Origin of the sequence: Pandoraea pnomenusa (assembly GCF_000767615.3) — a bacterium.
Taxonomy (GTDB): Bacteria; Pseudomonadota; Gammaproteobacteria; order Burkholderiales; family Burkholderiaceae; genus Pandoraea; species Pandoraea pnomenusa.
Window position 1 is genome coordinate 365,094 of the sequence record NZ_CP009553.3, and the last position, 24,355, is coordinate 389,448.

A 24,355-nucleotide genomic window follows, 5' to 3' on the forward strand; every position below is an offset into this window, starting at 1 on the left:
GAGTATAGATAATGGCCCGTTTGCAAGAATTCTATAAGGACAAGATTGTCGCCGAGCTCACGAAGCAGTTCGGTTACAAGTCTGTCATGGAAGTGCCGCGCATCACCAAGATCACCCTGAACATGGGCCTTGGTCAAGCCGTCGCCGACAAGAAGATCATTGAGCACGCCGTTGGCGACCTGACGAAGATCGCCGGCCAGAAGCCGGTGGTGACGAAGGCTCGCAAGGCTATCGCCGGTTTCAAGATCCGCGAGGGTTATCCGATCGGTACGATGGTGACGCTGCGTGGTGAGCGTATGTTCGAATTCCTGGATCGTTTCATCACCGTGGCCCTGCCGCGCGTGCGTGACTTCCGTGGTATTTCGGGCCGTGCGTTCGATGGTCGTGGCAACTACAACATCGGTGTGAAAGAGCAGATCATTTTCCCCGAAATCGAGTACGACAAAATCGACGCGCTGCGTGGTCTGAACATCAGCATCACCACGACCGCGAAGACTGACGAAGAAGCCAAGGCTCTTCTGTCGGCGTTCAAATTCCCGTTCCGTAACTGAGGTAATCGTGGCTAAACTGGCACTTATCGAACGCGAAAAGAAGCGCGCCCGTCTGGCAGCGAAGTACGCTGACAAGCGTGCTGCCCTCAAAGCGATCATCGAAGACACCAGCAAGTCGGAAGACGAGCGTTATGAAGCACGCCTGGCGCTGCAACAGCTGCCGCGTAACGCCAACCCGACCCGTCAACGCAATCGTTGCGATCTGACCGGCCGTCCGCGCGGTACCTTCCGCAAATTCGGCCTGGCCCGTAACAAGATCCGTGAAATCGCCTTCCGTGGCGAAATCCCGGGCGTGACCAAAGCAAGCTGGTAATAGGAGAAGCACCATGAGCATGAGCGATCCTATCGCCGATATGCTGACTCGCATCCGCAACGCTCAGATGGTTGAGAAGGCATCGGTGAAGATGCCCTCGTCCAAGCTGAAGGTCTCGATCGCCAAGGTCCTCAAGGACGAAGGCTACATCGAAGACTTCGCGGTTGAAGCAGAAGAAACCAAGCCGGTGCTGAACATTGCACTGAAGTACTACGCTGGCCGTCCCGTGATCGAGCGCCTCGAGCGTGTGTCGCGTCCGGGTCTGCGTGTGTACAAGAGCCGCAACGACATTCCGCAGGTCATGAACGGCCTCGGCGTTGCAATCGTCTCGACCCCGAAGGGCGTGATGACCGATCGCAAGGCACGCGCCACCGGCGTGGGCGGCGAAGTCATCTGCTACGTCGCCTAACCGAGGAGAGTTGAAATGTCTCGAGTAGGTAAGAGTCCCATTGCGCTGCCGAAGGGCGTTGAAGCAACGCTGGCTGGCAATGTGCTGACGGTCAAGGGTGCCCTGGGTTCGCTGACCCGCGGCGTGAACGCCCTCGTGAACGTCAAGATCGAAGACGGCACCATCACCTTCGCCCCGGCCGACGAAAGCCGCGAAGCGAATGCGCTGTACGGTACCGAACGTGCACTGGTCAACAATATGGTGACCGGTGTGAGCAAGGGTTTCGAAAAGAAGCTGCAACTCGTTGGCGTGGGTTACCGTGCCAAGGCTGAGGGTAACAACCTGAAGCTCGAGCTGGGTTTCTCGCACGATGTCGTGCATGCCATGCCGGAAGGCGTGAAGGCAGAGACCCCGACGCAGACGGAGATCATCATCAAGGGCGTTGATAAGCAACGCATCGGACAAGTGGCTGCGGAAGTTCGCGGTTACCGTCCGCCCGAGCCCTACAAGGGTAAGGGCGTCCGCTATGCGGACGAGGTGGTGATCCTCAAGGAAACCAAGAAGAAGTAAGGGTGCGAAACATGGACAAGAAACAATCTCGTGTGCGCCGCGCTCGCCAGACTCGTATCAAGCTGGCAGCTCAGAAGGTGCATCGCCTTTCCGTGCATCGCACCAACGTGCACATTTACGCGCAAGTTTTTTCGGAAGACGGCACGCAAGTGCTCGCCAGCGCTTCGACGCTGGAAGCCGAAGTGCGCAAGGAACTGGGCGACAAGGAAGGCAAGGGTGGCAACGCTGCTGCTGCCGCGCTGATCGGCCGTCGTATCGCCGAGAAGGCGAAGGCTGCCGGCATCGAAAGCGTGGCTTTCGACCGCTCGGGCTTCCGCTATCACGGTCGCGTCAAGGCTCTCGCCGACGCTGCCCGTGAAGCCGGCCTCAAGTTCTAAGTAAGGATCCGTCATGGCAAAGATGCAAGCGAAAGTTCAGGCTGACGAACGCGACGACGGCCTTCGCGAGAAGATGATCGCGGTCAACCGTGTCACGAAGGTTGTGAAGGGTGGCCGTATTCTCGGTTTTGCCGCGTTGACCGTGGTTGGTGACGGCGATGGCCGCATCGGCATGGGCAAGGGCAAGGCGAAGGAAGTCCCGGTTGCCGTTCAAAAGGCAATGGAACAAGCCCGCCGCAACATGTTCAAGGTGCCCCTGAAGAACGGCACCCTGCAACACAACGTTCTCGGCCAGCATGGCGCCTCGCGCGTCCTGATGTCGCCGGCGAAGGACGGTACCGGCGTGATCGCCGGTGGTCCGATGCGCGCGGTGTTCGAGGTGATGGGCGTGACCAACGTGGTGACGAAGAGCCTTGGCTCGACGAACCCGTACAACCTGGTCCGCGCCACGCTCGACGGCCTGAAGAAACAATCGACTCCTGCTGACATCGCCGCCAAGCGTGGCAAGTCGGTGGAAGAGATCCTCGGCTAAGGGTGATCAATATGTCGCAGCAAACTGTGAAAGTTAAGCTGGTCAAGAGCCTGATCGGCACGCGCGAAGACCATCGCGCGACCGTGAAGGGTCTGGGCCTGCGTCGCCTCAATTCGGTCAGCGAGTTGCAGGATACGCCCGCTGTGCGGGGCATGATCAACAAGGTCTCGTACCTTGTGAAGATCGTCGACTGAGCGAGGGCAACATGGAATTGAATTCGATTAAGCCGGCAGAAGGCGCCAAGCACGCCAAGCGCCGCGTTGGCCGTGGCATCGGTTCGGGTCTGGGTAAAACCGCCGGCCGTGGTCACAAGGGTCAGAAGTCGCGTTCGGGCGGCTTCCACAAGGTGGGCTTCGAAGGCGGTCAAATGCCGCTGCAACGTCGTCTGCCGAAGCGTGGCTTCAAGTCGCTGACGCGTCGTTTCGTGGGCGAAGTTCGCCTGTCGGACCTGAACAACCTGCCGGTCGATGAAATCGATCTGCTCGTTCTGAAGCAGGCCGGTCTGGTGAGCGAGCTGTCGCTGTCGGCCAAGATCATCGCCTCCGGCGAGATCACCCGCAAGGTCGTTGTGAAGGGTCTGGGCGTCACCAAAGGTGCGCTCACTGCCATTCAAGCGGCCGGCGGTTCGGTCGCAGAGTAAGTTAGGACACCCCGGAGCCAGCATTGGCCAAGTCTCCTAATCTCGCTAAGCCTGGTACGCAGGGCCCGAAGTATGCGGATCTGCGTCGGCGGCTGGTTTTCCTGCTGCTGGCGCTGATTGTCTACCGTATTGGTGCGCATATCCCGGTGCCGGGCATCGACCCCGATCAGCTGGCGCAGTTGTTCCAGCGCCAGTCGGGCGGGATCCTGGGCATGTTCAACATGTTCTCGGGCGGTGCGTTGTCGCGTTTCACGATCTTCGCGCTCGGGATCATGCCGTACATCTCGGCGTCGATCATCATGCAGCTGCTGGCGATGGTCTCGCCGCAGTTGGAAGCATTGCGTAAGGAAGGCCAGGCCGGACAGCGCAAGATCACGCAGTACACCCGGTATTTCACGGTGGTGCTCGCGCTCTTCCAGGCAGCGGCGATCGCGGTGACGTTGGAAAGCGAGCCGGGGCTCGTCGTCGATCCGGGCATGCTGTTCCGCCTGACGACGGTGATCACGCTCGTGACCGGCACGATGTTCCTGATGTGGCTGGGTGAGCAAATCACCGAACGCGGGCTCGGTAACGGTATCTCGATCATCATCTTTGGTGGTATCGCGGCCGGTTTGCCGAACGCAGTGGGTGGTTTGTTCGAGCTCGTCAGCACCGGTTCGATCGGCCCGTTCTCGGCGATCGTGATCTGTGCCCTCGTGGTGCTCGTGACGTTCTTCGTCGTGTTCGTCGAACGTGGTCAGCGCAAGATCCTTGTGAACTACGCCAAGCGTCAGGTCGGCAACAAGGTGTACGGTGGTCAGGCTTCGCACCTGCCGCTCAAGCTGAACATGGCAGGCGTGATTCCGCCGATTTTCGCGTCGTCGATCATCCTGTTCCCGGCAACGATCGCGAATTGGTTCGGTGCGGGTGACAACGCGCGCTGGCTCAAGGACATCGCGGCAAAGTTGTCGCCGGGTCAGCCGATCTACGTGATGCTCTACGCACTGGCGATCGTGTTCTTCTGCTTCTTCTACACCGCTCTGGTGTTCAACAGCAAGGAGACCGCCGATAACCTGAAGAAGAGCGGCGCGTTCGTTCCGGGTATTCGTCCGGGCGACCAGACGGCGCGGTATATCGACAAGATCCTGACGCGCCTTACGCTGGCCGGCGCGGCATACGTCACCCTGGTGTGTTTGCTGCCTGAGTTTCTGGTGTTGCGTTGGAATGTCCCGTTCTACTTCGGTGGGACCTCACTGCTGATTATCGTGGTGGTGACGATGGACTTCATGGCGCAAGTGCAGTCGTATGTGATGTCGCAACAGTATGAGTCGCTGCTCCGCAAGGCGAATTTCAAGGGCGGCAATAACATGACGCTTCGCTGATCCGGGATCATGTCGAAAGACGACGTTATTCAAATGCAGGGTGAGGTCCTTGAAAACCTCCCCAATGCCACCTTCCGGGTAAAGCTGGAAAATGGCCATGTAGTACTCGGACATATTTCCGGCAAGATGCGGATGCATTACATCCGCATTCTGCCCGGGGATAAGGTGACGGTAGAGTTGACGCCCTACGATCTGTCGCGTGCGCGGATCGTCTTCCGGGCGAAGTGATTAGAGAGAGGGAATTGTCATGAAAGTTTTGGCATCTGTTAAGTGCATCTGCCGCAATTGCAAGTTTGTGAAGCGCAAAGGCGTGCTGCGTGTGATCTGCAGTTCGGATCCGCGTCACAAGCAACGTCAGGGCTAATCGGCCTTTAACGCTATTTAGTTGGGGAATTACGAATGGCTCGTATCGCAGGGGTTAACATCCCGAACCACCAGCACACCGCAATCGGCCTGACGGCTATTTACGGTATCGGCCGTACGCGCGCTCGCCAGATTTGCGACGCCGCCGGCGTGGCTTACTCGAAGAAGGTCAATGACCTCGACGACGCCGATCTCGAAAAGCTGCGTGACCAAGTCGGCCAACTGACGGTCGAAGGCGACCTGCGCCGTGAAGTGACCATGAGCATCAAGCGCCTGATGGACCTGGGCTGCTATCGTGGTATGCGTCACCGCAAGGGCTTGCCGCTTCGCGGTCAGCGCACCCGTACCAATGCGCGTACCCGCAAGGGCCCGCGTAAGGCCGGCGTCTCGCTGAAGAAGTAACCAGAGGATAGGAACTCATGGCTAAGCAACAGAACAACGCCGCTTCGCAGCGCGTTCGCAAGAAGGTCAAGAAGAGCGTTGCCGAAGGCGTCGTGCACGTCCACGCTTCGTTCAACAACACCATCATCACGATCACCGATCGTCAGGGCAATGCGCTGGCATGGGCGACGTCGGGTGGCCAGGGCTTCAAGGGTTCGCGCAAGTCGACCCCGTTCGCTGCCCAGGTTGCTGCCGAGTCGGCTGGTCGCGTGGCACTGGAATACGGTGTGAAGAACCTCGAAGTTCGCATCAAGGGCCCGGGCCCGGGTCGCGAATCGGCGGTTCGTGCATTGAATGCGCTGGGTATCAAGATCACGGCCATCTCGGACGTGACGCCGGTCCCGCACAACGGCTGCCGCCCGCCGAAGCGTCGTCGTATCTAAGACGCTTCAGAAAATCCTGCTATAATCGCGGGTTCGCGCACGGTCAAGGCCGTGCGCGTAGCAATTTCTAAGACCACCGTCCGGTACATTGGTACCGGACTTGCGTAGTGGGCAAAGTCCGCTGCGTCAGATTTTGAGAAAAAGGAACAACCGTGGCACGTTATATCGGCCCGAAGGCCAAACTCTCCCGCCGTGAAGGTACTGACCTCTTCCTGAAGAGCGCACGTCGCTCGCTCGCCGACAAGTGCAAGCTGGATAGCAAGCCGGGTCAGCATGGCCGCACCTCGGGTGCTCGCACGTCGGACTACGGCAACCAACTGCGCGAAAAGCAGAAGGTCAAGCGTATCTACGGCGTGCTTGAGCGTCAGTTCCGTCGTTATTTCGCGGAAGCCGACCGCGTCAAGGGCAACACGGGTGAAAACCTGCTGCAATTGCTCGAGTCGCGCCTGGACAACGTCGTGTACCGCATGGGCTTTGGCTCGACGCGCGCCGAAGCGCGCCAGCTGGTCGGCCACAAGGCGATCGTGCTGAATGGTGTTGTTGCCAACATCCCGTCGATCAAGGTCAAGGCCGGTGATGTGATCACCGTGCGTGAAAAGGCCAAGAAGCAAGTGCGTATTCAAGAAGCACTGTCGCTGGCTGAGCAAGTCGGTTTCCCGATCTGGGTTTCGGTTGACGCCAAGAAGATGGAAGGCACTTTCAAGGCACTGCCGGAACGTAGCGATATCGCGGGCGACATCAACGAAAGCCTGATCGTCGAATTGTATTCGCGTTAATCCGTATGATGCTGACGCGCCTCACGGCGCGTTTTGCGTTCCGTGCAGGTTGTCACCCATCAGCCTTATCGGTGTAACGAGCCGAGGGTATTGAAAAGGAAACCTATGCAAACCAGTTTGTTGAAGCCCAAGATCATTGCGGTTGAGCCGGTCGGCGAGCATCACGCCAAAGTCGTGATGGAGCCGTTCGAACGTGGCTATGGCCACACCTTGGGCAATGCGCTTCGCCGCGTGCTGTTGTCGTCGATGGTGGGCTACGCGCCGACCGAAGTGACGATCGCCGGCGTTGTGCACGAGTATTCCACCATGGATGGTGTCGAGGAAGATGTCGTCAACTTCCTGCTGAACCTCAAGGGTGTCGTGTTCAAGCTGCATAACCGTGACGAAGTCACCGTTACGCTGCGCAAGGATGGTGAAGGTGTGGTGCGCGCTTCGGATATCGAAGTGCCGCATGATGTGGAACTCATCAACCCCGATCACGTGATCGCGCATCTGGCCAAGGGCGGCAAGCTCGACGTTCAGATCAAGATCGAGAAGGGTCGTGGTTATGTCCCGGGTAACGTTCGTCGTTATGGCGACGAGTCGGCCAAGGTGATCGGCCGCATCGTTCTCGATGCGTCGTTCTCGCCGGTCAAGCGTGTGAGCTATGCGGTCGAGTCGGCCCGTGTGGAACAGCGCACGGACCTGGACAAGCTTGTGATGAACATCGAGACCAACGGTGTGGTGTCGCCGGAAGAAGCGATCCGTCAATCGGCCCGCATTCTGGTGGATCAACTGTCGGTGTTCGCTGCGCTGGAAGGCACGGAAGCCGCCAGCGAAGCGCCGTCGCGTGCGCCGCAGATCGATCCGATCCTGCTGCGTCCGGTGGACGATCTCGAGCTGACGGTGCGTTCGGCCAACTGCCTGAAGGCCGAAAACATCTACTACATCGGCGACCTGATCCAGCGTACCGAGAACGAATTGCTCAAGACCCCGAACCTGGGTCGCAAGTCGCTCAACGAAATCAAGGAAGTCCTTGCCTCGCGTGGTCTCACGCTGGGCATGAAGCTCGAAAACTGGCCGCCGGCCGGTCTCGAGAAGTAAGTTGTATCGACATGGCCGCCCCTGGGCGGCCGTGTTGCTACGTAAGTGCGGCGCGTCGGAAGATTCCGATACGGCCGATAGCGAAGGTACCGGCCCGCGGTGGTTGTCACCGATAGAAGAGCTTGGTCGAAAACTCTGTTTAAAGGAAAGTTGAAATGCGTCACCGTCATGGTCTGCGTAAACTGAACCGTACCAGCAGCCACCGTCTGGCAATGCTGCGTAACATGTCGAACTCGCTGCTGCAACACGAAGCGATCAAGACCACGCTGCCGAAGGCCAAGGAACTGCGTAAGGTCGTCGAGCCCCTCATCACCCTCGGTAAGAAGGACACGGTTGCCAACCGTCGTCTGGCGTTCAACCGCCTGCGCGATCGCGAAATGGTCACGAAGCTGTTCAACGAACTCGGCCCGCGTTTTGCCAACCGTCCGGGCGGCTACCTGCGTATCCTGAAGATGGGTTTCCGCGTGGGTGACAACGCACCGATGGCTTTCGTCGAACTGCTGGATCGTCCGGAAGTCGACACGGAAGCGCCGGAAGTCGCTGAGTAAGCGGTTCCCGCAACGGTCCGTTCAGGACTGTCAGCCGTAATAAGAAGCCAGGTCGTCGACCTGGCTTTTTTGCTTTGAGGTGTTGTCCGAAGCCGGGATCGTCCGCTGCCTGAAAACAATGGGAGATTGCGCACGCTTCATGGCGTCGGTGTACAGTGAACAATCCTCACGCTTGAGCTGTCTATCGCACATCATGGATGCCCTACTCATCGTCTTGACGACGTTTCCCGACGAGGCCAGCGCGGAAGCTGCCGTCGACGGCATGCTTGCCGCACGATTGGCCGCCTGCGTGCAGCAAATGGCGCCGGTGCGTTCGAGCTATCGCTGGCAAGGCAAGCGCGAGACGAGCGTAGAGGTGCCACTGATGATCAAAACGACTGCCGCGCGCTACAGTGCGCTTGAGCAATACATCAAGGAACACCACCCTTACGACGTACCCGAGATCGTCGCCTGGCCCGCCAGCGCGGCATTACCGGCATATGCACGTTGGGTGGAGAGCGAGACGCGGGGAGAGTTGCATGTCTGAGGTTTCGTCGGGGTTCGCCGCGGGGTTCAGTCGTGTTCGGCGCGACGCCAGAGGTGCGCGTGCGTCGATGCATGGCCGAGCGCTACCTGTCTGGCGGTTCGGGGTGTTCATATTCGCGCTGCTGCTGGCATTGCTGGCCGGGCGGGTCCATGCCGCCGACGACTTTCTCGATCCGGATGTTGCCTTCAAGGTTTCGAAGACAGAGCAACCCGGCGTGATCGTGCTGCGGTTCGACGTGGCGAAGGGATATTACCTCTACCGCGAGCGGTTTGCCTTCGCCGCGGACGCGCCTGGCGTGACGCTGGGAGCCCCCGAATTTCCGAAGGGCGAGGTCAAGCACGACGAGACCTTCGGCAAGGACATGGAGGTTTATCACGAGCCCATCGACGTTCGGATCCCGGTGAGCCAGGCCAATGGACCGTTCACGTTGAACGTCACCATGCAGGGGTGTGCTGACAAGGGCTTGTGTTACCCGCCCATGGACAAGCCGCTGAAGATCTCGGCTTCCGCCGTTCGCGGTACACCTGGAGGGCAGGGCGGCGTACAGACCTCGGATGGTCCGAGCAGCGGCACGTCGGGAATGGGGCCGGTATCGCAGGCGTTGCTCGGTGGGAATCCCCGAATGTCGGGCAATTCGCCGATCGCGAGCGCGGCGCCGCAGACGCCGGCCGCGGCGACTTCCGGCGGATGGTTGTCGGCCCGTGAGGACTACAGCGAGGCCGAACGCATCCTGTCCGGGGGAAGCTTCGCACTGGCACTCGGCATTTTCTTTCTGTTGGGGGTAGGGCTGGCGTTTACGCCGTGCGTGCTGCCGATGGTGCCGATTCTCCTGTCGATCGTTGCCGGGCAGGAAGCCAGCCGTGGTAAAGCCGTGCGACTGGCCATTGCCTATGTACTAGGCATGGCGGTGGTCAATACGGTCATCGGCATCGCTGCCGGGCTGTTGGGGCAGGGACTGATCGCGTTCCTTCAGGCCCCCTGGGTCCTGGCACTGTTCGCGCTGTTGATGGTGGGCCTGTCGCTGTCGATGTTCGGGATGTACGAGATCCAGTTGCCGACGGCGCTGCGTGAGCGCATCGACGACGCCGCCCGCAGGCAGCAGTCGGGACAGTGGATCGGCGCCGCGACGATGGGTGTGCTGTCGGGGCTCATCGTGAGCCCGTGCGTGACGGCACCGCTGGCCGCCGCGCTGGCTTTCATCGCGAAGACGGGCGACGCCGTGTTCGGTGGAGCGACGCTCTTCGCGCTGTCGCTGGGCATGGGGTTACCACTCGTCATCCTGGCTGGCGGCGGCGGCGCGCTGCTGCCGCGCGCGGGTGCATGGATGGATGGGGTGAAGCGCTTCTTCGGCTTCCTGTTGCTCGGCGTCGCGCTCTGGATCGTCCGCCCGCTGCTGCCGACGCCGGTGCTGTTGCTCGCTGCCGGTATCCTGCTGTTGGTCGCGGCCACGTTCATGCACGTTTTCGACGGCCTGCCGGATGGTGCCGGCGCCGCGCGGCGTCTGCTCAAGGGGCTGGGCGTGGTGATCGCCTTGATGGGGGCGGTCGCGCTCGTGGGCGCTGCCTCGGGCGCTCGAGACCCGCTGACGCCGCTTGCCGGATTCACGAGCGCAGCCGCTGGCAACGGGAACACGGGGGCGCCGCTGGCGGAAGGCGTCGAGTTTCGTCGTGTGCGCAGCCTCGCCGAGCTGGACCAGGTCGTCTCGGCTGCCGGGCGTCCGGTCATGTTCGACTTCTACGCCGACTGGTGTATCAGTTGCAAGGAGATGGAGCGTTTTGTCTTCACGGATCCGCGGGTGAAGGCCCGGCTCGATCGCGTGGTGCTGATCCAGGCTGACGTGACCGCCAATAACGCCGACGACCAGGCGCTGCTCAAGCGCTTCGGGTTGTTCGGACCGCCGGGCATCATCTTCTTCGACGGAAAGGGTGCCGAAATCGACGGAACGCGCGTGATTGGCGCGCAGTCTGCCGATCAATTTCTGAAGAGCCTGGACAGGGCGTTCGGCCCTGCGGTCTGAGACGCGGCGCGCGGTCAGGCGGATGCTGGCAGGTGCCGCAAGTTGCGGCAGGCTAAAGGAGAAACCGGCCAACCCTCACCTGGGCTGGCCGTTTTTTTGACGCGTCACCCGCAGCGGGCCTTACGCCTGCGCGCGGATCAAGCGTGCTGCGTCGAGCGCGAAGTACGTCAGGATGCCGTCGGCGCCAGCGCGCTTGAACGCGAGCAACGACTCCATCATCACCTTGTCGTGGTCGAGCCACCCGTTCTGTGCGGCGGCCTTGAGCATCGCGTACTCGCCGCTCACCTGATAGGCGTAGGTGGGGAATCGGAACTCGTCCTTCACGCGACGGACGATGTCGAGGTATGGCATGCCGGGCTTGACCATCACCATGTCCGCGCCTTCCTCGATATCGAGCGCAACCTCGCGCAACGCTTCGTCGGAGTTGGCGGGGTCCATCTGGTAGGTCATCTTGTTGCCCTTGCCGAGGTTCGATGCCGAACCCACGGCGTCGCGGAACGGGCCGTAGAAGGCCGAGGCGTACTTCGCCGCATAGGCCATGATCCGCGTGTGAATGTGCCCGCCGGCTTCGAGCGCTTCGCGAATGGCACCGATGCGTCCGTCCATCATGTCGGACGGTGCCACGATGTCCACGCCGGCCTCGGCCTGCGTGAGCGCCTGCTTGACGAGAATGCCTGTCGTCACATCGTTGATCACATACCCGTTTTCGTCGAGTACGCCGTCCTGACCGTGGCTGGTGTATGGGTCCAACGCGACGTCGGTCAGCACGCCCAGGTCCGGGAAGTGTCGCTTGAGCTCGCGCACGGCGCGCGGAATCAGGCCGTCGGGATTCGTGGCTTCGATGCCGTCGGGCGTCTTGAGCGAGGCGTCGACATTCGGAAAGAGCGAAATGACCGGCACGCCGAGCGTCACGCACGTATCGGCTACGCGCAGCAGCTCATCGACCGAGACGCGTTCGACGCCGGGCATGGAGTCGACCGCCTCGCGGCGGTTCTCGCCGTCGAGCACGAACACTGGATAGATGAGGTCGTCGCAGGTTAGGCGGTTTTCGCGCATCAGCCGGCGCGAGAAGTCGTCGCGTCGCATGCGGCGCGGGCGAAGCAAGGGGTAGGAACTCATGCGATCGGTCCTTTGGACGAAAGAATGGTGCGTCGAAAATTTCCGGAAATCGGTCGTGTCGACGTGTCTCGACGACGCAGTGTCGTTGCGGCGGGCTCAACGATTTCGTCAGCGGGAAGGCGCGCAAAAAAAGGCGCTTGCCGGGAAACTTTCGAACGCATGGTATATCATACCAACCGGATGTCCGCACTGCGTGTGGCGTCCCCCGCTTCTCCTCCCTGAGCGGGCGCCTGTCGTTCTACGATTAGGCTTATTTAAACCCGCCGTGCCTACACGGCGGTTTTTTTATGTGCGCGCGAATCGTTACGCCTGCATGCCCGGCGGCCGGGCATTCCGAACGAGGGGGCGCGCGCCTCATCCGTTCGGCCGAGGGGGCGCGATCCGTTTGCCACATCCCCCGAATTTCCCGCAAGACCTAGACGCCTCACCTGGGCCAGCCGCGACGATTTGTCGCGCCTGGCTGCATGCCGGGCCGTCTACCTTACGGGGGCGGAGCGCGAGCGCGCCGGGCTTATTTCCTGGCGCCGTCGCGCGCCGGAATGGCCAGCCAATCCTCAAGCACGCGTTGGGCGGCGTCGACGCCGGTGCGCTTGAGCGACGAGAACAGCTGCGCAGTGAACTGTGGCGGCGTATCGGGATCGTCCGACGGCAGGCCATCGGTACGCGGCAAGGCGGCGAAGCGCTTTTGCGTATCGCGCAACACGACCGTCGCCTCCTGACGCGTGAGCTTGTCGGCCTTGGTCAGCAGCGCGTGAATGGGGCGTCCGGTCGGGAGGAACCAGTCGATCAGCTCGCAATCGAGGTCGGTAAACGGTCGGCGCGAGTCCATGACGAGCACGAGGCCGCGCAACTGAGGACGTTGCACCAGATAGTCGCCGAGCAGTTGTTGCCAGTGCACTTTCACGCCGCCACCCACTTCGGCGTAGCCGTAGCCGGGCAGGTCGACGAGATAGCCGTAGAGATGCTCCAGGTGGGCGATCTCGAAATAGTTGATGTGTTGCGTACGACCCGGCGTCTTGCTCGAGAACGCCAGGCGCTTCTGATTGCACAGGATGTTCAGCGCGCTGGACTTGCCCGCGTTCGAGCGGCCCGCGAAGGCGACCTCGGGCACGGCCGTGGGTGGCAGGTCGCGCAGATGATTGACGGTCGTGAAGAAGCGGGCTTGATGAAGTAGGGACATGGCGGAAACCGGGGAGCGCCGCAGCCACCGAAACCGGGCTGCAACGCGGGCGCAGGCACGCAGGACGGCGAATCGAGTCGCTCACCGGCGAGAGGCCGGGAAGCCCCATTCTGCGGCCTTCTACATGGAAATCCCCTAAAGCCGGGGAAAGTCTTTATTGTACAATATGAAAGTTAACCTTGGCCTTGCCAAGGGCTGCCCGAACGTCTCGCGCGCCGTGAGGTTGGAGGAGAAACATGGCGTCGGACGGTGAGTTCGAACGACCGATTTCCCGACAAAACAGATATAAGGTGTGCGAATGAACCGAGGAGTGTGGAAGTCTCTCGCTGCAACACCGTTGGCGCTGGCATGCTTTCTTCTGAGCGGCGCCGCACAAGCCGCCGACCCTCAGGCGCCCGCCAAGCCGGACCTGAACCGCGGACAGGCAATCGCCACCCAGGTCTGCGCCGCCTGTCATGCGGCGGACGGCAACAGCACTGGCGGCGCGTATCCGAAGCTCGCCGGGCAGCACGCCGAATACCTGGACAAGCAACTTCACGATTTCAAGGCACAGCCCGGCAAGACTGCCGCGCGCAATAATCCGATCATGGCCGGCATGGTTGCGGCACTCTCCGATCAGGACATGCGCAACGTGGCGGCCTACTTCGCTTCGCAGACCCCGAAGCCCGGCGCGGCCCGCGACAAGGACACGGTGGCGCTCGGCCAGAAGATTTACCGCGGCGGCATCGCCGACAAGGGCGTGCCCGCGTGCGCTTCCTGCCACGGCCCGACCGGCGCCGGCATGCCCGCGCAGTACCCGCGCTTGTCCGGCCAATGGGCGGAATACACCGCCGCCCAACTCGTGGCGTTCCGCAGCGGCGCCCGCGCCAACAACGTGCCGATGCACGATGTGAGCTCGCGCCTGTCGGACAATGAAATCAAGGCGGTCGCGGATTACATCGCTGGTTTGCACTGATCGGCGTGCGCTGCCCTGACACCATGTGAACGTCAGGGTATATTCGCTGACTTATAACGAAACCCGCTGCGGCGCCGCAGGGCGACCGGATCGAACTGGTTTAGCATACACAGGGTGGCGGGCGCGTGAGACACGCGTCCCCGCCCTTTTTTGTTGTCGGAAACAGGATGAGCATCAGTACCTCCGGAATGCAGATCAAGGGCGCGCAACGATGGGTGCGCGACGGCGTCGAGCTGGTCAGCTCGATGCGCTTCGCCATCAGCCTGCTCACCGTGCTCGCGATTGCCAGCATCGTCGGTACCGTGCTCAAGCAAGGCGACCCATATCCCAACTACGTCAATCAGTTCGGTCCGTTCTGGGCCGACGTCTTTCGCTCGCTTGGCCTGTACACGGTCTACAGCTCGTGGTGGTTTCTGCTGATCCTGTTTTTCCTGATGGCGTCGACGACGCTATGCATCGTGCGCAATGCGCCGAAGATGATCGCCGATATTCGTAGCTGGCGCGATCACGTGCGCGAGGGCAGTCTGCGCGCCTTCGGTCACAAAGGGGAATTCACCGGACCGGCGCCGCGCGGCGAACTCGTGCCGCGTCTCACGCATTACCTCGGACGTCGCGGCTATCGGTTCGTCGTTCGCGAGCGCGACGGCGCCACGCTCGTCGCCGCCAAGGCCGGCGCGATCAACAAGATCGGCTATATCTTCGCGCACAGCGCGATCGTGATCATCTGCCTGGGCGGGCTGATCGACAGCGATCTGCTGATTCGCGTTCAGATGGCGCTGTTCGGCAAGTCGCCGCTGCAGGGCAACGCGGTGATCGCCCAGATTCCGGAGTCGCACCGTCTCTCGCCGAACAATCCGGCGTTTCGCGGTTACGCCTTCGTGCCGGAAGGCGGCAAGTCGAACACCGCAATCCTGAATTTCCAGGACGGCTCGGTGGTCCAGGATCTTCCGTTCTCGATCGAGCTGAAGAAATTCCACGTCGACTACTACTCGACGGGCATGCCGAAGCTGTTCGCGAGCGACATCGTGGTGACCGATCCCGAGACCGGCAAGACGATGGATGCCACGGTGAAGGTCAACGAGCCGTTCATCTACAAGGGCGTGGCGATCTACCAGTCGAGCTTCGAGGACGGCGGTAGCAAGCTGAAGCTCACCGGTTACCCGATGCGGGGCGCGTCGGACCGTACGTTCGCCTTCTCGGGCGACGTCGGCGGTTCGACCCAACTGCGCGGCGCCGCGGCAGCCAAGGACGAATACACCATCGAATTCAGCGATTTCCGCGCCATCAACGTCGAGAACATCAGCAACGGCAACGGCGAGCGCGACGCTCGAGGCGTGGCTCGCAAGTCGCTGCGCGAAGAAATGGGCAAGCAGCTGGGCTCGGGCGCACGCACCGATCTGGGCAAGGACCTGCGCAATGTCGGTCCGTCGGTGCAATACAAGGTTCGCGACCGCAGCGGCCAGGCGAAGGAATACCGCAATTACATGCTGCCGATCCTCATGGGCGACGGCGAGCGCGTGTTCATGACGGGGGTGCGCGACACGCCGGACGGGCCGTTCCAGTACCTGCGCATTCCGGCGGATGCGGACGGTTCCGTGAAGCAATGGATGATGATCCGGGCCGCGCTGCAGGACGACGCGGCGCGCGCCGAGGCCGCTCGCCGTTTCGCCGCGGAGTCGCTGCCGTCGCAAACGTCGACCGAACTGCGCAAACAGTTGCAGGAGAGCACCAAGCGCGAGCTGGATCTGTTTGCCGGCGTGATCCCGGCAAGCAAAAACAGTCAGGCGCGCGGCGGCCTACAAGCGATCGCGGAATTCGTGAACGAAAAGGTGCCGCAGGATCAGCAATCGAGCGCCGCGGACATGTTCCGCCGCATTCTCGACGGCGCGATCTGGCAGTTGTGGCAGGTTGCCCGTGAGCAGGCGGGGTTGCCGGCCGTCACGCCGTCGCCGCAGACGGAGCTGTTCGTACACACGGCCACCAACGCGCTGTCGGACAACTTCCTGTACGACGCCCCGGTCTTCCTGCAACTGGACTCGTTCGACCAGATCCAGGCGAGCGTCTTCCAGCTCACGCGCTCGCCGGGGAAAAAGATCGTGTATCTTGGCAGCTTGCTGCTGGTGCTCGGTATTTTCTCGATGTTCTATGTGCGCGAGCGGCGTCTGTGGCTGTGGCTCAAGGACACGCCGGAAGGTGGGAGTTCGGTATTGATGGCGGTGTCGACCACGCGCCGTACACTGGATTTCGAAAAGGAATTCGCCCGCACGAAGGCGGAAATCGACGAGATCGTCACACAACGATGAGGGTGAGACAGATGGAGTTATCGCAAAGCTATTCGGAGGCCTCGTGGCTGCGTCGTCGCAGCATCGGCGACTGGCTGTTCGCGCTGGCGCTGGCGCTGGGCGCGGGCTTTGCCCTCAACCGCTACGGCCACTACATGGATTACTACGAGCACACGATTCTGGTGCTCGCGGTGCCGACGTTCGCGGCGCTCGGGTGGCACTGGCGCGCCGTGCGGTGGTTGATGGCGGGCATCGCCATCCTCGCGCTGTCGGGCATCGGGATGTATCACCATGAGCTGGCGCGCGCGGATCAGGCGTTCTTCCTCAAGTACTTCCTCTCGAGCCAGTCCGCCATCCTGTGGATGAGCGCCCTGTTCTTCCTGTCGACACTGTTCTACTGGGGCGGGCTCCTCGCGCGCTCGCCGTTCGGTGCGAGTGTCGGTTCGGCGCTGTGCTGGTCGGCCGTGCTGCTCGGTTTTACCGGCATGATGGTTCGCTGGTACGAGTCGTATCTCGTCGGGGCGGACATCGGTCACATTCCCATTTCGAACCTTTATGAAGTGTTCGTGCTGTTCTGCCTGATCACGGCGTTGTTCTACCTGTATTACGAGCATCGCTACGAAACCCGTTCGCTTGGCCCGTTCGTGTTGCTGGTGATCAGTGCGGCGGTCGGTTTCAACCTCTGGTACAGCGTGGCGCGCAGCGCCTACGAAATTCAGCCGTTGGTGCCGGCCTTGCAGAGCTGGTGGATGAAGATCCACGTGCCGGCCAACTTCATTGGCTACGGCACCTTTGCGCTCGCCGCCATGGTGGCCGTGGCGTACCTGCTCAAGTCGGGCGAGAACAAGCGTCTGGCGGCGGCCGGCAAGCCGCTCGACAGCGGGTTCTTCTCGTCGCGACTGCCGTCGCTCGAACTGCTCGACGACGTGATGTACAAGGCGATTGCCGTCGGTTTCGCCTTCTTCACGATCGCAACGATCCTCGGCGCGCTGTGGGCCGCCGATGCTTGGGGCGGTTACTGGAGCTGGGACCCGAAGGAAACCTGGGCCCTTATCGTCTGGCTGAACTATGCGGCGTGGCTGCACATGCGTTTGATGAAGGGGCTGCGCGGTGTGGTGGCCGCCTGGTGGTCGCTGACCGGTCTGCTGATCACGACGTTTGCCTTCCTCGGCGTGAACATGTTCCTCTCGGGACTGCACAGCTACGGTCAGCTCTGAGTCACCCAAGCCGGGCGGGGGCGATCGGGTCGTCCCGCGCCCCTCGGAAAGCCGCCGCGGGTTCTTGCCGGCGGCTTTTCTCATGACGCAATGTGATCGTACGCAGTGGCTTATGATTGCCGCATGTGGCATGGCGAACGCGAGGAACATCGCGCCTGCGCCATCTGTCTCAAGCTGCATAGGCGGACCGGAACACTGCGCCATGTGGACAAGAGGTCGCGCTGCCGTTTCTTTTGGCGAAACGAGGTGCGCGTCAGGAGAGAGTCATCATGAGTACGCATCAACGCAAACTTCGCGGGGTGGACATCCCGGCGAGCAGCATCACGCCACGTGAGGCCGCCACAGGGCGGCGGCGCTTCCTTCAGGCGTCCGGCGTGGGGTTGACCGGTTGGGGAACTGCCGCGGCGCTTGGCATGCTGGCGCAAACCGACGCGCTGGCGGCAGACAGTCCAGGCACCGGTCTGGCCAGACTGAGTGCCACGCGTAACACGCGTTATGTCGTGACCGACAAGCCGACCGACATCAAGGACGTCACCACCTACAACAACTTCTACGAGTTCGGCACGGACAAGTCCGATCCTGCGCGGCACGCCGGCACACTCAAGCCGCGTCCGTGGCAGATCGCGATCGAAGGCGAGGTCAGGCAGCCGAGGGTGTACGACATCGACGCGCTGCTCAAGCTCGCCCCGCTCGAAGAGCGCGTCTACCGCCATCGCTGTGTGGAGGGATGGTCGATGGTGATCCCCTGGATCGGTTATTCGCTCTCGGCGCTCATCAAACAGGTGCAGCCGACCGGCAATGCCCGGTACGTGGAATTCGTCACCCTGGCCGATCCGAAGCAGATGCCGGGGTTGTCGTACCCGGTGCTGAGCTGGCCGTATGTGGAAGGGCTGCGCATGGACGAGGCGATGCACCCGCTCGCCCTGCTGACGTTCGGCTTGTACGGAGAGGTGTTGCCGAACCAGAACGGCGCACCGGTGCGCATGGTTGTACCGTGGAAATACGGTTTCAAGAGCGCGAAGTCCATCGTGAAAATCCGCTTCGTGGAAAAGATGCCGCTCACCAGCTGGAATCGCGCCGCACCCGATGAGTATGGTTTCTATTCCAACGTCAACCCCGATGTGGATCACCCGCGCTGGAGCCAGGCGACGGAGCGTCGCATTGGCGAGGGCGGTATCTTCACGCCTAAGCGCAAGACGCTGATGTTCAACGGGTATGGCGAACAGGTTGCCAGCCTGTACCAGGGCATGGACCTGCGGAAATTCTTCTGATCGCTTCCCACCTTTCGAGTCGACGCGACGTGTCAGGCACTCCCTCCAAGCCCGGCGACGCCTCCCACGCTCCCCGTGCCGGCGTCGCGACTGGCCGCAGCTCGCGTACCGTGCAGCGCGGGTCGCCATGGATCAAGGTCCTGGTGTTCGCGTTGGCGCTTGCGCCGCTGCTGCGGCTCGTCGTCTACGGACTGACGGATCGATTGGGGGCGAATCCGGTGGAGTTCATTACCCGCTCGACCGGCACCTGGACGCTCGTCCTGCTATGCGTGACGCTGGCAGTGTCGCCGGTGCGGCGCCTGTCGTCGCGCCTGGCATGGCTGCTGCGGTGCCGTCGGATGCTCGGGCTGTTCGCCTTTTTCTATGCAGCGCTGCACTTCACGACGTACTTCTGGCTGGACCAGTGGTTCGACTGGAGCGGCATTCTGCGCGACGTCTCGGGCAAGCGGCCGTTCATTACCGTGGGATTTGCCGCGTTCGTGCTGATGGTGCCGCTCGCGCTGACATCGCCGCATGCGATGGTGCGATGGCTCGGCGGGCGGCGCTGGCAGCGTCTGCACCGCCTGATCTACGTGATCGCCGTGCTGGCGATCCTGCACTATTGGTGGATGAAGGCGGGCAAGAACGATCTTGCCCAGCCGGCGATCTATGCGATCGTGGTGGCGGGCCTGCTGGGCGCACGTCTGGTGGGGTTCGGGCGCCGCGGGGCGTCCCGGGCAGCGCAAACGGACTGAGCGCGGGCAGGCCAGTCCGTGCGCGCGAACTCAGGCGTTGCCGGGCAGCAGCCGTTCGCCCGCGAACAGCGATTCGATCGTCTCGCGTTCGCGCACGAGATAGGCTTCGATGCCGTCGACCATCACTTCGGCGGCGCGCGGACGCGTGTTGTAGTTCGAGCTCATCGTGAAGCCGTAGGCGCCAGCCGAACGAATCGCGAGCAAATCGCCCGGAGCAATGGCCAGGGTGCGATCGCGGCCGAGCCAATCGCCGCTTTCGCAAACCGGACCCACGACGTCATAGGTCGCCCCGTCAGCCGACCGTCGCGTGACCGGATCGATTCCGTGATAGGCCTCGTACATCGCCGGGCGTGCGAGATCGTTCATTGCCGCGTCGACGATGGCGAAGTTCTTCGTCTCGCCGTGCTTGAGAAACTCCACTTTCGTGAGCAACACACCGGCATTGCCCACGAGCGAGCGGCCCGGTTCGAAGAGCACCTGGCGATGACCGTGGCCGCGCTTCGCGATGTGGTCGAGAACGGTGGTCGCGAATGCCGTGATGTCCGGCGGCGTTTCGTCGGTATAGGTGATGCCCAGCCCTCCGCCCACGTCGATGTGATGCAGCGAGATGCCCGCCGCTTCGAGCCTCTCGACCAGATCGAGCACCTTGTCGGTGGCGTCGAGATACGGTGAGATTTCCGTGATCTGAGAGCCGATGTGGCAATCGATCCCGACGACTTCGAGATGCGGCATGGCCGCGGCGGCACGATAGGCGTCGAAGGCTTCTTCGTAGGCAACGCCGAATTTGTTGCCGCGCAGGCCAGTCGAGATATAAGGATGTGTCTTCGCGTCGACATTCGGATTCACGCGCAGCGACACGCGGGCGCGCTTGCCGACTTGCCCCGCCACCTCGTTGAGACGGTCCAGTTCCGGGCGCGACTCCACGTTGAAGCAGAACACGTCCTTCTCCAGTGCGTAGCGCATCTCGTCCGCATGCTTGCCCACGCCCGAGAAGACGGTGCGCTTCGGGTCGCCGCCGGCGGCGATCACGCGGGCGAGTTCGCCCGCCGAAACAATATCGAATCCCGCGCCGAGTTTCGCAAATACGCCGAGCACCGCCAGGTTCGAATTGGCCTTCGCGGCGTAATGCACCGAGGCATTCCGGCCTTCGCAAGCTTTGGTGTAGGCCTGATAGGCGTTCGTCAGAGCCGCCTTCGAGTAGACGTAGAGCGGTGTGCCGAAACGCTCTGCGAGCGCGGGCAGGGCGACGCCCTCTGCATGGAGAACGTCGTCGCGGTAGGAGAAGATGGCGTCGGACATCGCGGATACTCGGTAGTCAAAGGGTTCGCCGCCCAAGCGGCGTGGGGGGCGGTCGCGGCAGATATCGGGGCAGCGATCGGTTTTCGCATGCCCGCCGCCGCTGGCCGGCGCCGGGTGACGCCGGCGCATGCCTGCCAGTTTATTCGGGTTTGGCTGCCGGGATCGAAGCCGCCGGCGGTACCTCGACCGACGGTCCGCGCTGGGGCTCTGGCACGCGCACCGGTGGGGGCAGTGGCGCGCCCGGGGGCGGTGTCGGTTTCACCGGACGTGCGGGCATATACAGCGGCCCGGCCTGGCCGCAGCCGGCCAACACGCTCGAAAGGGCAATCGACGCTACAATCGCGCAGGTTCGAATAGGTGCAGTCATGGGGGTATCGCCGCGTGGTGCGGCATGCAAACGATGACGCAAACCGTGGAGTTTAGCATGACGGAAAGTGAATTCCTGGCGCTCGCCGAGGCAGTGCTGACGCAGGTGGAGGCCGCTGTGGAAGACGGCGACGTGGACATCGACTGCGAGCGCTCGGGCAACGTGCTGACGCTCGAATTTCAGGATCGCAGCAAAATCATCGTCAATTTGCAAACGCCGATGAGCGAGATCTGGGTTGCCGCGCGCTCGGGCGGCTTCCATTTCCGATTGAAAGGTGACGAGTGGCGCGATACGCGCGACGACACCGAGTTGTTCGAGGCGCTCTCGCGCTTTGCCACGCAGCAGGCGGGCGAGACGGTGACGTTGAAGGCCGACTGACGTAGCCATCGCGGCGCAGTGCCCCGGATCCACCGGGGTACTGCGCCGCAAAGCGGTCCCGGGCACACCGGGAACCACGGAATCGCACAGGCCCGTCAGGGCTTGCTGTTGAACATGTCCAGAATACGCTGACGTTCCTGCCGGTCCACCGGTGCCGGCGCGGGTGACGGGCCCGGTTGCGCCGGCATCTGGCCAGGCAGCGCGCCTGTCGACGGGCCCGGTGCGGCCGCCCCGTCCGGCGTGGTATCTGCGCTCAGGCCCACCGTGCTGACGGCGCGACCCGGCGGGTAGTCGTCGTAAAAGTAATCCCCGTTGGCCTGAATGACGCCGGACGGCATGGTGCGCGTCGACTCCTGCACCCCTCGCAGCGCCTTCGACATGTAGTTGATCCAGATCGGCAATGCCAGGCCACCGCCCGTTTCGCGATCGCCCAGGTTGCGCGGCTGATCGAAGCCAATCCAAGCCACGCCCACCAGTTGGGACTGATAGCCCGCGAACCAGGCATCGTGCGAATCGTTCGTCGTTCCGGTCTTGCCTGCCAGGTCGCTGCGCTTGAGCACGTTGGTCTTGGCTGCCGTGCCTCGCGTAGCCACGTCGTGGAGCATCGAGTTCATGATGAATGCGTTGCGCGCGGGAATCGCCCGGATCGTCTCGTCACCCGCCGTCGCCGGCTTTTCTTCCATGATGACGTTACCCTTCGAGTCCGTGATGCGCGCCACAATGAACGGATTCACACGGAAGCCGCCGTTGGCGAACACGGCATACGCGCTTGCCATCTGGAGCGGCGTGACCATGCCGGCGCCCAGCGCCATCGGCAGATAGGCCGGATGCTTGTCGGCCTCGAAGCCGAATCGGCCGATGAATTTCTGTGCGTAGGCCGGGGTGATGCTCTGCAGAATCCGGATCGACACGAGGTTGCGAGAGCGCATCAGCGCCACGCGCATCGGCATCGGGCCTTCGAATCCACCGCCGTAGTTCTTCGGCTCCCACGGCTGCCCGCCGGTCTGTGCCGCCGTGAAATACAGCGGGCCGTCGTTGATGATCGTGGCGGGTGCAAATCCCTTTTCGAGCGCAGCGGAGTAGATGAACGGCTTGAAGCTCGACCCCGGCTGACGCCACGCCTGCGTCACGTGATTGAATTTGTTGCGATTGAAGTCGAACCCGCCGACGAGCGATCGGATGGCGCCGTTTTGCGGATCGAGCGACACGAACGCGGCCTCGATGTCCGGCATCTGCACGATGCGCCAGTTGTCCTTCTCGTCCTTCGTCACGCGGATCACCGAGCCACGGCGAATCTTCTGCTTCGGCTGTGCCTTGGCGCTCAGGCCCGCCGCCGCAAACCGGAGGCCGTCGCCGGTCACGGTCACGTCGTCGCCGTTCAGGAGCACGGCCTTGACCTGTTGCGGCGACGCGGACAGCACCACGGCCGCCACCATGTCCCCGCTGTCAGGGTGCTCGACGAGCGTGTCGTCGATCAATTGCTCGCGCTCGTCCTGATCGTCGGGCAGGTCGATGTTGGCTTCGGGGCCACGGTAGCCATGGCGAAGCTCGTAGGCCATCACCCCTGCGCGCAGCGCCTCGTAGGCCGCTTCCTGATCGGCGGAGTTGATCGTGGTGTAGACGTTGAAGCCGCGCGTATAGATCTCGTCCTTGAACTGGGCGTAGAGCAGTTGCCGGACCATTTCGGCGACGTATCCCGCATGGACGCTGAACTCGCTGCCCAGGCCTCGCACCACGAGTTCCTGCGCAATCGCCTGGTCGTACTCGTCCTTCGAGATGTACCCGAGGTCAAACATCCGCTTCAGGATGTATTCCTGACGCACGCGTGCGCGCTTGTAGTTGACGATCGGGTTGTACGCCGACGGGGCTTTCGGCAGGCCGGCGAGCATGGCGGCCTCGGCCAGCGTGATGTCCTTGAGGTCCTTGCCGAAGTAGACGCGCGCAGCGCTGGCGAAACCGTACGCGCGCTCGCCCAGATAGATCTGATTCATGTACAGCTCGAGAATCTGATCCTTGGTCAGCCGCGACTCGATCTTGTAGGCGAGCAGGGCCTCGTAAATCTTGCGCGTGTAGGTTTTTTCGCTCGACAGGAAGAAGTTGCGCGCGACCTGCATCGTGATCGTGCTGGCACCCTGGGAGGAGCCGCCACGGGCGAAATTGGCCACGCCCGCGCGGAAGATGCCGATGAAGTCGACCCCGCCGTGTTGGTAGAAGCGGTCGTCCTCGATGGCGAGCACGGCCTTCTTCATGACGTCGGGAATGTCGGCGAAGCGCACGAGATTGCGGCGCTCCTCGCCGAACTCGCCGATCTGGATTTCGTCGGCGGTGTAGATGCGCAGCGGAATCTTCGGCCGGTAGTCGACGATGGTGTCGAGCGACGGCAACTGCGGCGTCATCACCACCAGGATGTACCCCGCGAGCAGCGCGCCACATACGACCATCGCGGCGATCAGGCCAACGAACCAAAGCGCGAGGCGCAGCCAGAGGGAGCGGCGCGGTTTGGGCGGGCGCTTGTCGCGGGGTGTCTCGGTTTGGGGTGTGCTTGCCATGGGGGAACTGGAAAAAACGATTGGCTGATTATAACGAACGCCCCGTGACTCCCTCCGGCACGGGACCGAAATCGGAGTTCGAGCCTAACGGGCGTCGGACTCGTCCGACCAAAAAGCGGCACGAATTCCGAAAGC

At 62.3% G+C, this 24,355-nt stretch carries 29 protein-coding genes; 24 read left to right on the forward strand and 5 right to left on the reverse strand.

Features of this window, described 5'->3' with window-relative positions; genetic code table 11:
- Window positions 1–11 precede the first annotated feature (11 nt).
- From rplE to dsbD, 18 genes are all read left to right on the forward strand, one after another.
- Complete coding sequence (gene rplE / locus LV28_RS25680; RefSeq protein ID WP_023593829.1) at window positions 12–551, forward strand: 50S ribosomal protein L5; 540 nt, start codon at window positions 12–14, stop codon at window positions 549–551.
- A 7-nt stretch (window positions 552–558) separates the two neighbouring features.
- A complete protein-coding gene (rpsN, locus tag LV28_RS25685; protein ID WP_023593830.1) occupies window positions 559–864 on the forward strand; it encodes a 30S ribosomal protein S14 in 306 nt (101 codons plus the stop codon).
- A 13-nt stretch (window positions 865–877) separates the two neighbouring features.
- On the forward strand, window positions 878–1,273 hold the full coding sequence (gene rpsH / locus LV28_RS25690) for a 30S ribosomal protein S8 (RefSeq protein WP_010804123.1): 396 nt from the start codon (window positions 878–880) through the stop codon (window positions 1,271–1,273).
- A gap of 15 nt (window positions 1,274–1,288) precedes the next feature.
- Complete coding sequence (gene rplF, locus LV28_RS25695; protein WP_023593831.1) at window positions 1,289–1,822, forward strand: 50S ribosomal protein L6; 534 nt, start codon at window positions 1,289–1,291, stop codon at window positions 1,820–1,822.
- 11 nt (window positions 1,823–1,833) lie between these two features.
- Entirely contained in the window at window positions 1,834–2,199 is a 366-nt protein-coding gene (gene rplR, locus LV28_RS25700; protein ID WP_010804121.1) for a 50S ribosomal protein L18, read from the forward strand.
- Between the two features lie 13 nt (window positions 2,200–2,212).
- Entirely contained in the window at window positions 2,213–2,731 is a 519-nt protein-coding gene (gene rpsE / locus LV28_RS25705) for a 30S ribosomal protein S5 (protein WP_010804120.1), read from the forward strand.
- A gap of 11 nt (window positions 2,732–2,742) precedes the next feature.
- Entirely contained in the window at window positions 2,743–2,925 is a 183-nt protein-coding gene (rpmD, locus tag LV28_RS25710; RefSeq protein ID WP_023593832.1) for a 50S ribosomal protein L30, read from the forward strand.
- Between the two features lie 11 nt (window positions 2,926–2,936).
- Complete coding sequence (gene rplO / locus LV28_RS25715) at window positions 2,937–3,371, forward strand: 50S ribosomal protein L15 (RefSeq protein WP_023593833.1); 435 nt, start codon at window positions 2,937–2,939, stop codon at window positions 3,369–3,371.
- Between the two features lie 23 nt (window positions 3,372–3,394).
- Window positions 3,395–4,732, forward strand: coding sequence for a preprotein translocase subunit SecY (gene secY / locus LV28_RS25720; RefSeq protein ID WP_023593834.1), 1,338 nt, complete (start codon window positions 3,395–3,397; stop codon window positions 4,730–4,732).
- 9 nt (window positions 4,733–4,741) lie between these two features.
- Window positions 4,742–4,960: a translation initiation factor IF-1 gene (gene infA / locus LV28_RS25725; protein ID WP_010804116.1), complete on the forward strand. Its 219-nt coding sequence runs from the start codon at window positions 4,742–4,744 to the stop codon at window positions 4,958–4,960.
- A 19-nt stretch (window positions 4,961–4,979) separates the two neighbouring features.
- Window positions 4,980–5,096, forward strand: a complete 117-nt coding sequence (gene rpmJ / locus LV28_RS25730) for a 50S ribosomal protein L36 (RefSeq protein ID WP_010804115.1) — start codon at window positions 4,980–4,982, stop codon at window positions 5,094–5,096.
- 35 nt (window positions 5,097–5,131) lie between these two features.
- On the forward strand, window positions 5,132–5,497 hold the full coding sequence (rpsM, locus tag LV28_RS25735) for a 30S ribosomal protein S13 (protein ID WP_038619124.1): 366 nt from the start codon (window positions 5,132–5,134) through the stop codon (window positions 5,495–5,497).
- A gap of 17 nt (window positions 5,498–5,514) precedes the next feature.
- A complete protein-coding gene (gene rpsK / locus LV28_RS25740; protein ID WP_010804113.1) occupies window positions 5,515–5,919 on the forward strand; it encodes a 30S ribosomal protein S11 in 405 nt (134 codons plus the stop codon).
- A 152-nt stretch (window positions 5,920–6,071) separates the two neighbouring features.
- Window positions 6,072–6,695, forward strand: coding sequence for a 30S ribosomal protein S4 (gene rpsD / locus LV28_RS25745; protein ID WP_023593836.1), 624 nt, complete (start codon window positions 6,072–6,074; stop codon window positions 6,693–6,695).
- A gap of 105 nt (window positions 6,696–6,800) precedes the next feature.
- Entirely contained in the window at window positions 6,801–7,778 is a 978-nt protein-coding gene (locus LV28_RS25750) for a DNA-directed RNA polymerase subunit alpha (protein ID WP_023593837.1), read from the forward strand.
- A gap of 155 nt (window positions 7,779–7,933) precedes the next feature.
- A complete protein-coding gene (gene rplQ / locus LV28_RS25755; protein ID WP_023593838.1) occupies window positions 7,934–8,326 on the forward strand; it encodes a 50S ribosomal protein L17 in 393 nt (130 codons plus the stop codon).
- A 193-nt stretch (window positions 8,327–8,519) separates the two neighbouring features.
- A complete protein-coding gene (gene cutA / locus LV28_RS25760) occupies window positions 8,520–8,852 on the forward strand; it encodes a divalent-cation tolerance protein CutA (RefSeq protein WP_023872499.1) in 333 nt (110 codons plus the stop codon).
- Window positions 8,845–10,869, forward strand: a complete 2,025-nt coding sequence (gene dsbD, locus LV28_RS25765) for a protein-disulfide reductase DsbD (RefSeq protein ID WP_255315196.1) — start codon at window positions 8,845–8,847, stop codon at window positions 10,867–10,869. The genes cutA and dsbD overlap by 8 nt, the downstream gene beginning before the upstream one ends.
- A gap of 120 nt (window positions 10,870–10,989) precedes the next feature.
- Here dsbD and hemB read toward each other — a convergent pair whose 3' ends face one another.
- Together hemB and yihA are read right to left on the reverse strand one after the other, a co-directional pair.
- Window positions 10,990–11,988 carry a porphobilinogen synthase gene (gene hemB, locus LV28_RS25770; protein WP_023593841.1) on the reverse strand — a complete coding sequence of 333 codons (999 nt, stop codon included), beginning with the start codon at window positions 11,986–11,988 and terminating at the stop codon, window positions 10,990–10,992.
- A gap of 511 nt (window positions 11,989–12,499) precedes the next feature.
- Window positions 12,500–13,168, reverse strand: a complete 669-nt coding sequence (gene yihA, locus LV28_RS25775; RefSeq protein ID WP_023593842.1) for a ribosome biogenesis GTP-binding protein YihA/YsxC — start codon at window positions 13,166–13,168, stop codon at window positions 12,500–12,502.
- Window positions 13,169–13,466: 298 nt separating this feature from the next.
- On the opposite strand from yihA, the gene LV28_RS25780 reads away from it, so the two are divergent.
- The 5 genes from LV28_RS25780 to msrQ all read left to right on the forward strand — a co-directional run bounded on the left by LV28_RS25780 (window position 13,467) and on the right by msrQ (window position 19,627).
- Window positions 13,467–14,123: a c-type cytochrome gene (locus tag LV28_RS25780; RefSeq protein ID WP_023872497.1), complete on the forward strand. Its 657-nt coding sequence runs from the start codon at window positions 13,467–13,469 to the stop codon at window positions 14,121–14,123.
- Between the two features lie 167 nt (window positions 14,124–14,290).
- Window positions 14,291–16,426: a cytochrome c biogenesis protein ResB gene (locus LV28_RS25785; RefSeq protein WP_023872496.1), complete on the forward strand. Its 2,136-nt coding sequence runs from the start codon at window positions 14,291–14,293 to the stop codon at window positions 16,424–16,426.
- A gap of 11 nt (window positions 16,427–16,437) precedes the next feature.
- The gene (gene ccsB, locus LV28_RS25790) at window positions 16,438–17,622 is read left to right on the forward strand and encodes a c-type cytochrome biogenesis protein CcsB (RefSeq protein WP_023593845.1); all 1,185 of its coding nucleotides are present in this window, start codon (window positions 16,438–16,440) and stop codon (window positions 17,620–17,622) included.
- A gap of 269 nt (window positions 17,623–17,891) precedes the next feature.
- A complete protein-coding gene (gene msrP, locus LV28_RS25795) occupies window positions 17,892–18,893 on the forward strand; it encodes a protein-methionine-sulfoxide reductase catalytic subunit MsrP (RefSeq protein ID WP_023872495.1) in 1,002 nt (333 codons plus the stop codon).
- Between the two features lie 29 nt (window positions 18,894–18,922).
- Complete coding sequence (gene msrQ / locus LV28_RS25800; protein WP_048806475.1) at window positions 18,923–19,627, forward strand: protein-methionine-sulfoxide reductase heme-binding subunit MsrQ; 705 nt, start codon at window positions 18,923–18,925, stop codon at window positions 19,625–19,627.
- A gap of 30 nt (window positions 19,628–19,657) precedes the next feature.
- On the opposite strand, the gene lysA is transcribed toward msrQ, so the two are convergent.
- Complete coding sequence (gene lysA, locus LV28_RS25805; protein WP_023593848.1) at window positions 19,658–20,926, reverse strand: diaminopimelate decarboxylase; 1,269 nt, start codon at window positions 20,924–20,926, stop codon at window positions 19,658–19,660.
- 139 nt (window positions 20,927–21,065) lie between these two features.
- Window positions 21,066–21,293 carry an LPS translocon maturation chaperone LptM gene (gene lptM, locus LV28_RS49565; RefSeq protein ID WP_072619126.1) on the reverse strand — a complete coding sequence of 76 codons (228 nt, stop codon included), beginning with the start codon at window positions 21,291–21,293 and terminating at the stop codon, window positions 21,066–21,068.
- Window positions 21,294–21,350: 57 nt separating this feature from the next.
- On the opposite strand from lptM, the gene cyaY reads away from it, so the two are divergent.
- The gene (cyaY, locus tag LV28_RS25810; RefSeq protein WP_023593849.1) at window positions 21,351–21,671 is read left to right on the forward strand and encodes an iron donor protein CyaY; all 321 of its coding nucleotides are present in this window, start codon (window positions 21,351–21,353) and stop codon (window positions 21,669–21,671) included.
- Between the two features lie 95 nt (window positions 21,672–21,766).
- Here cyaY and LV28_RS25815 read toward each other — a convergent pair whose 3' ends face one another.
- Window positions 21,767–24,220, reverse strand: a complete 2,454-nt coding sequence (locus tag LV28_RS25815; RefSeq protein WP_023872493.1) for a penicillin-binding protein 1A — start codon at window positions 24,218–24,220, stop codon at window positions 21,767–21,769.
- Between the last annotated feature and the right edge of the window lie 135 nt (window positions 24,221–24,355).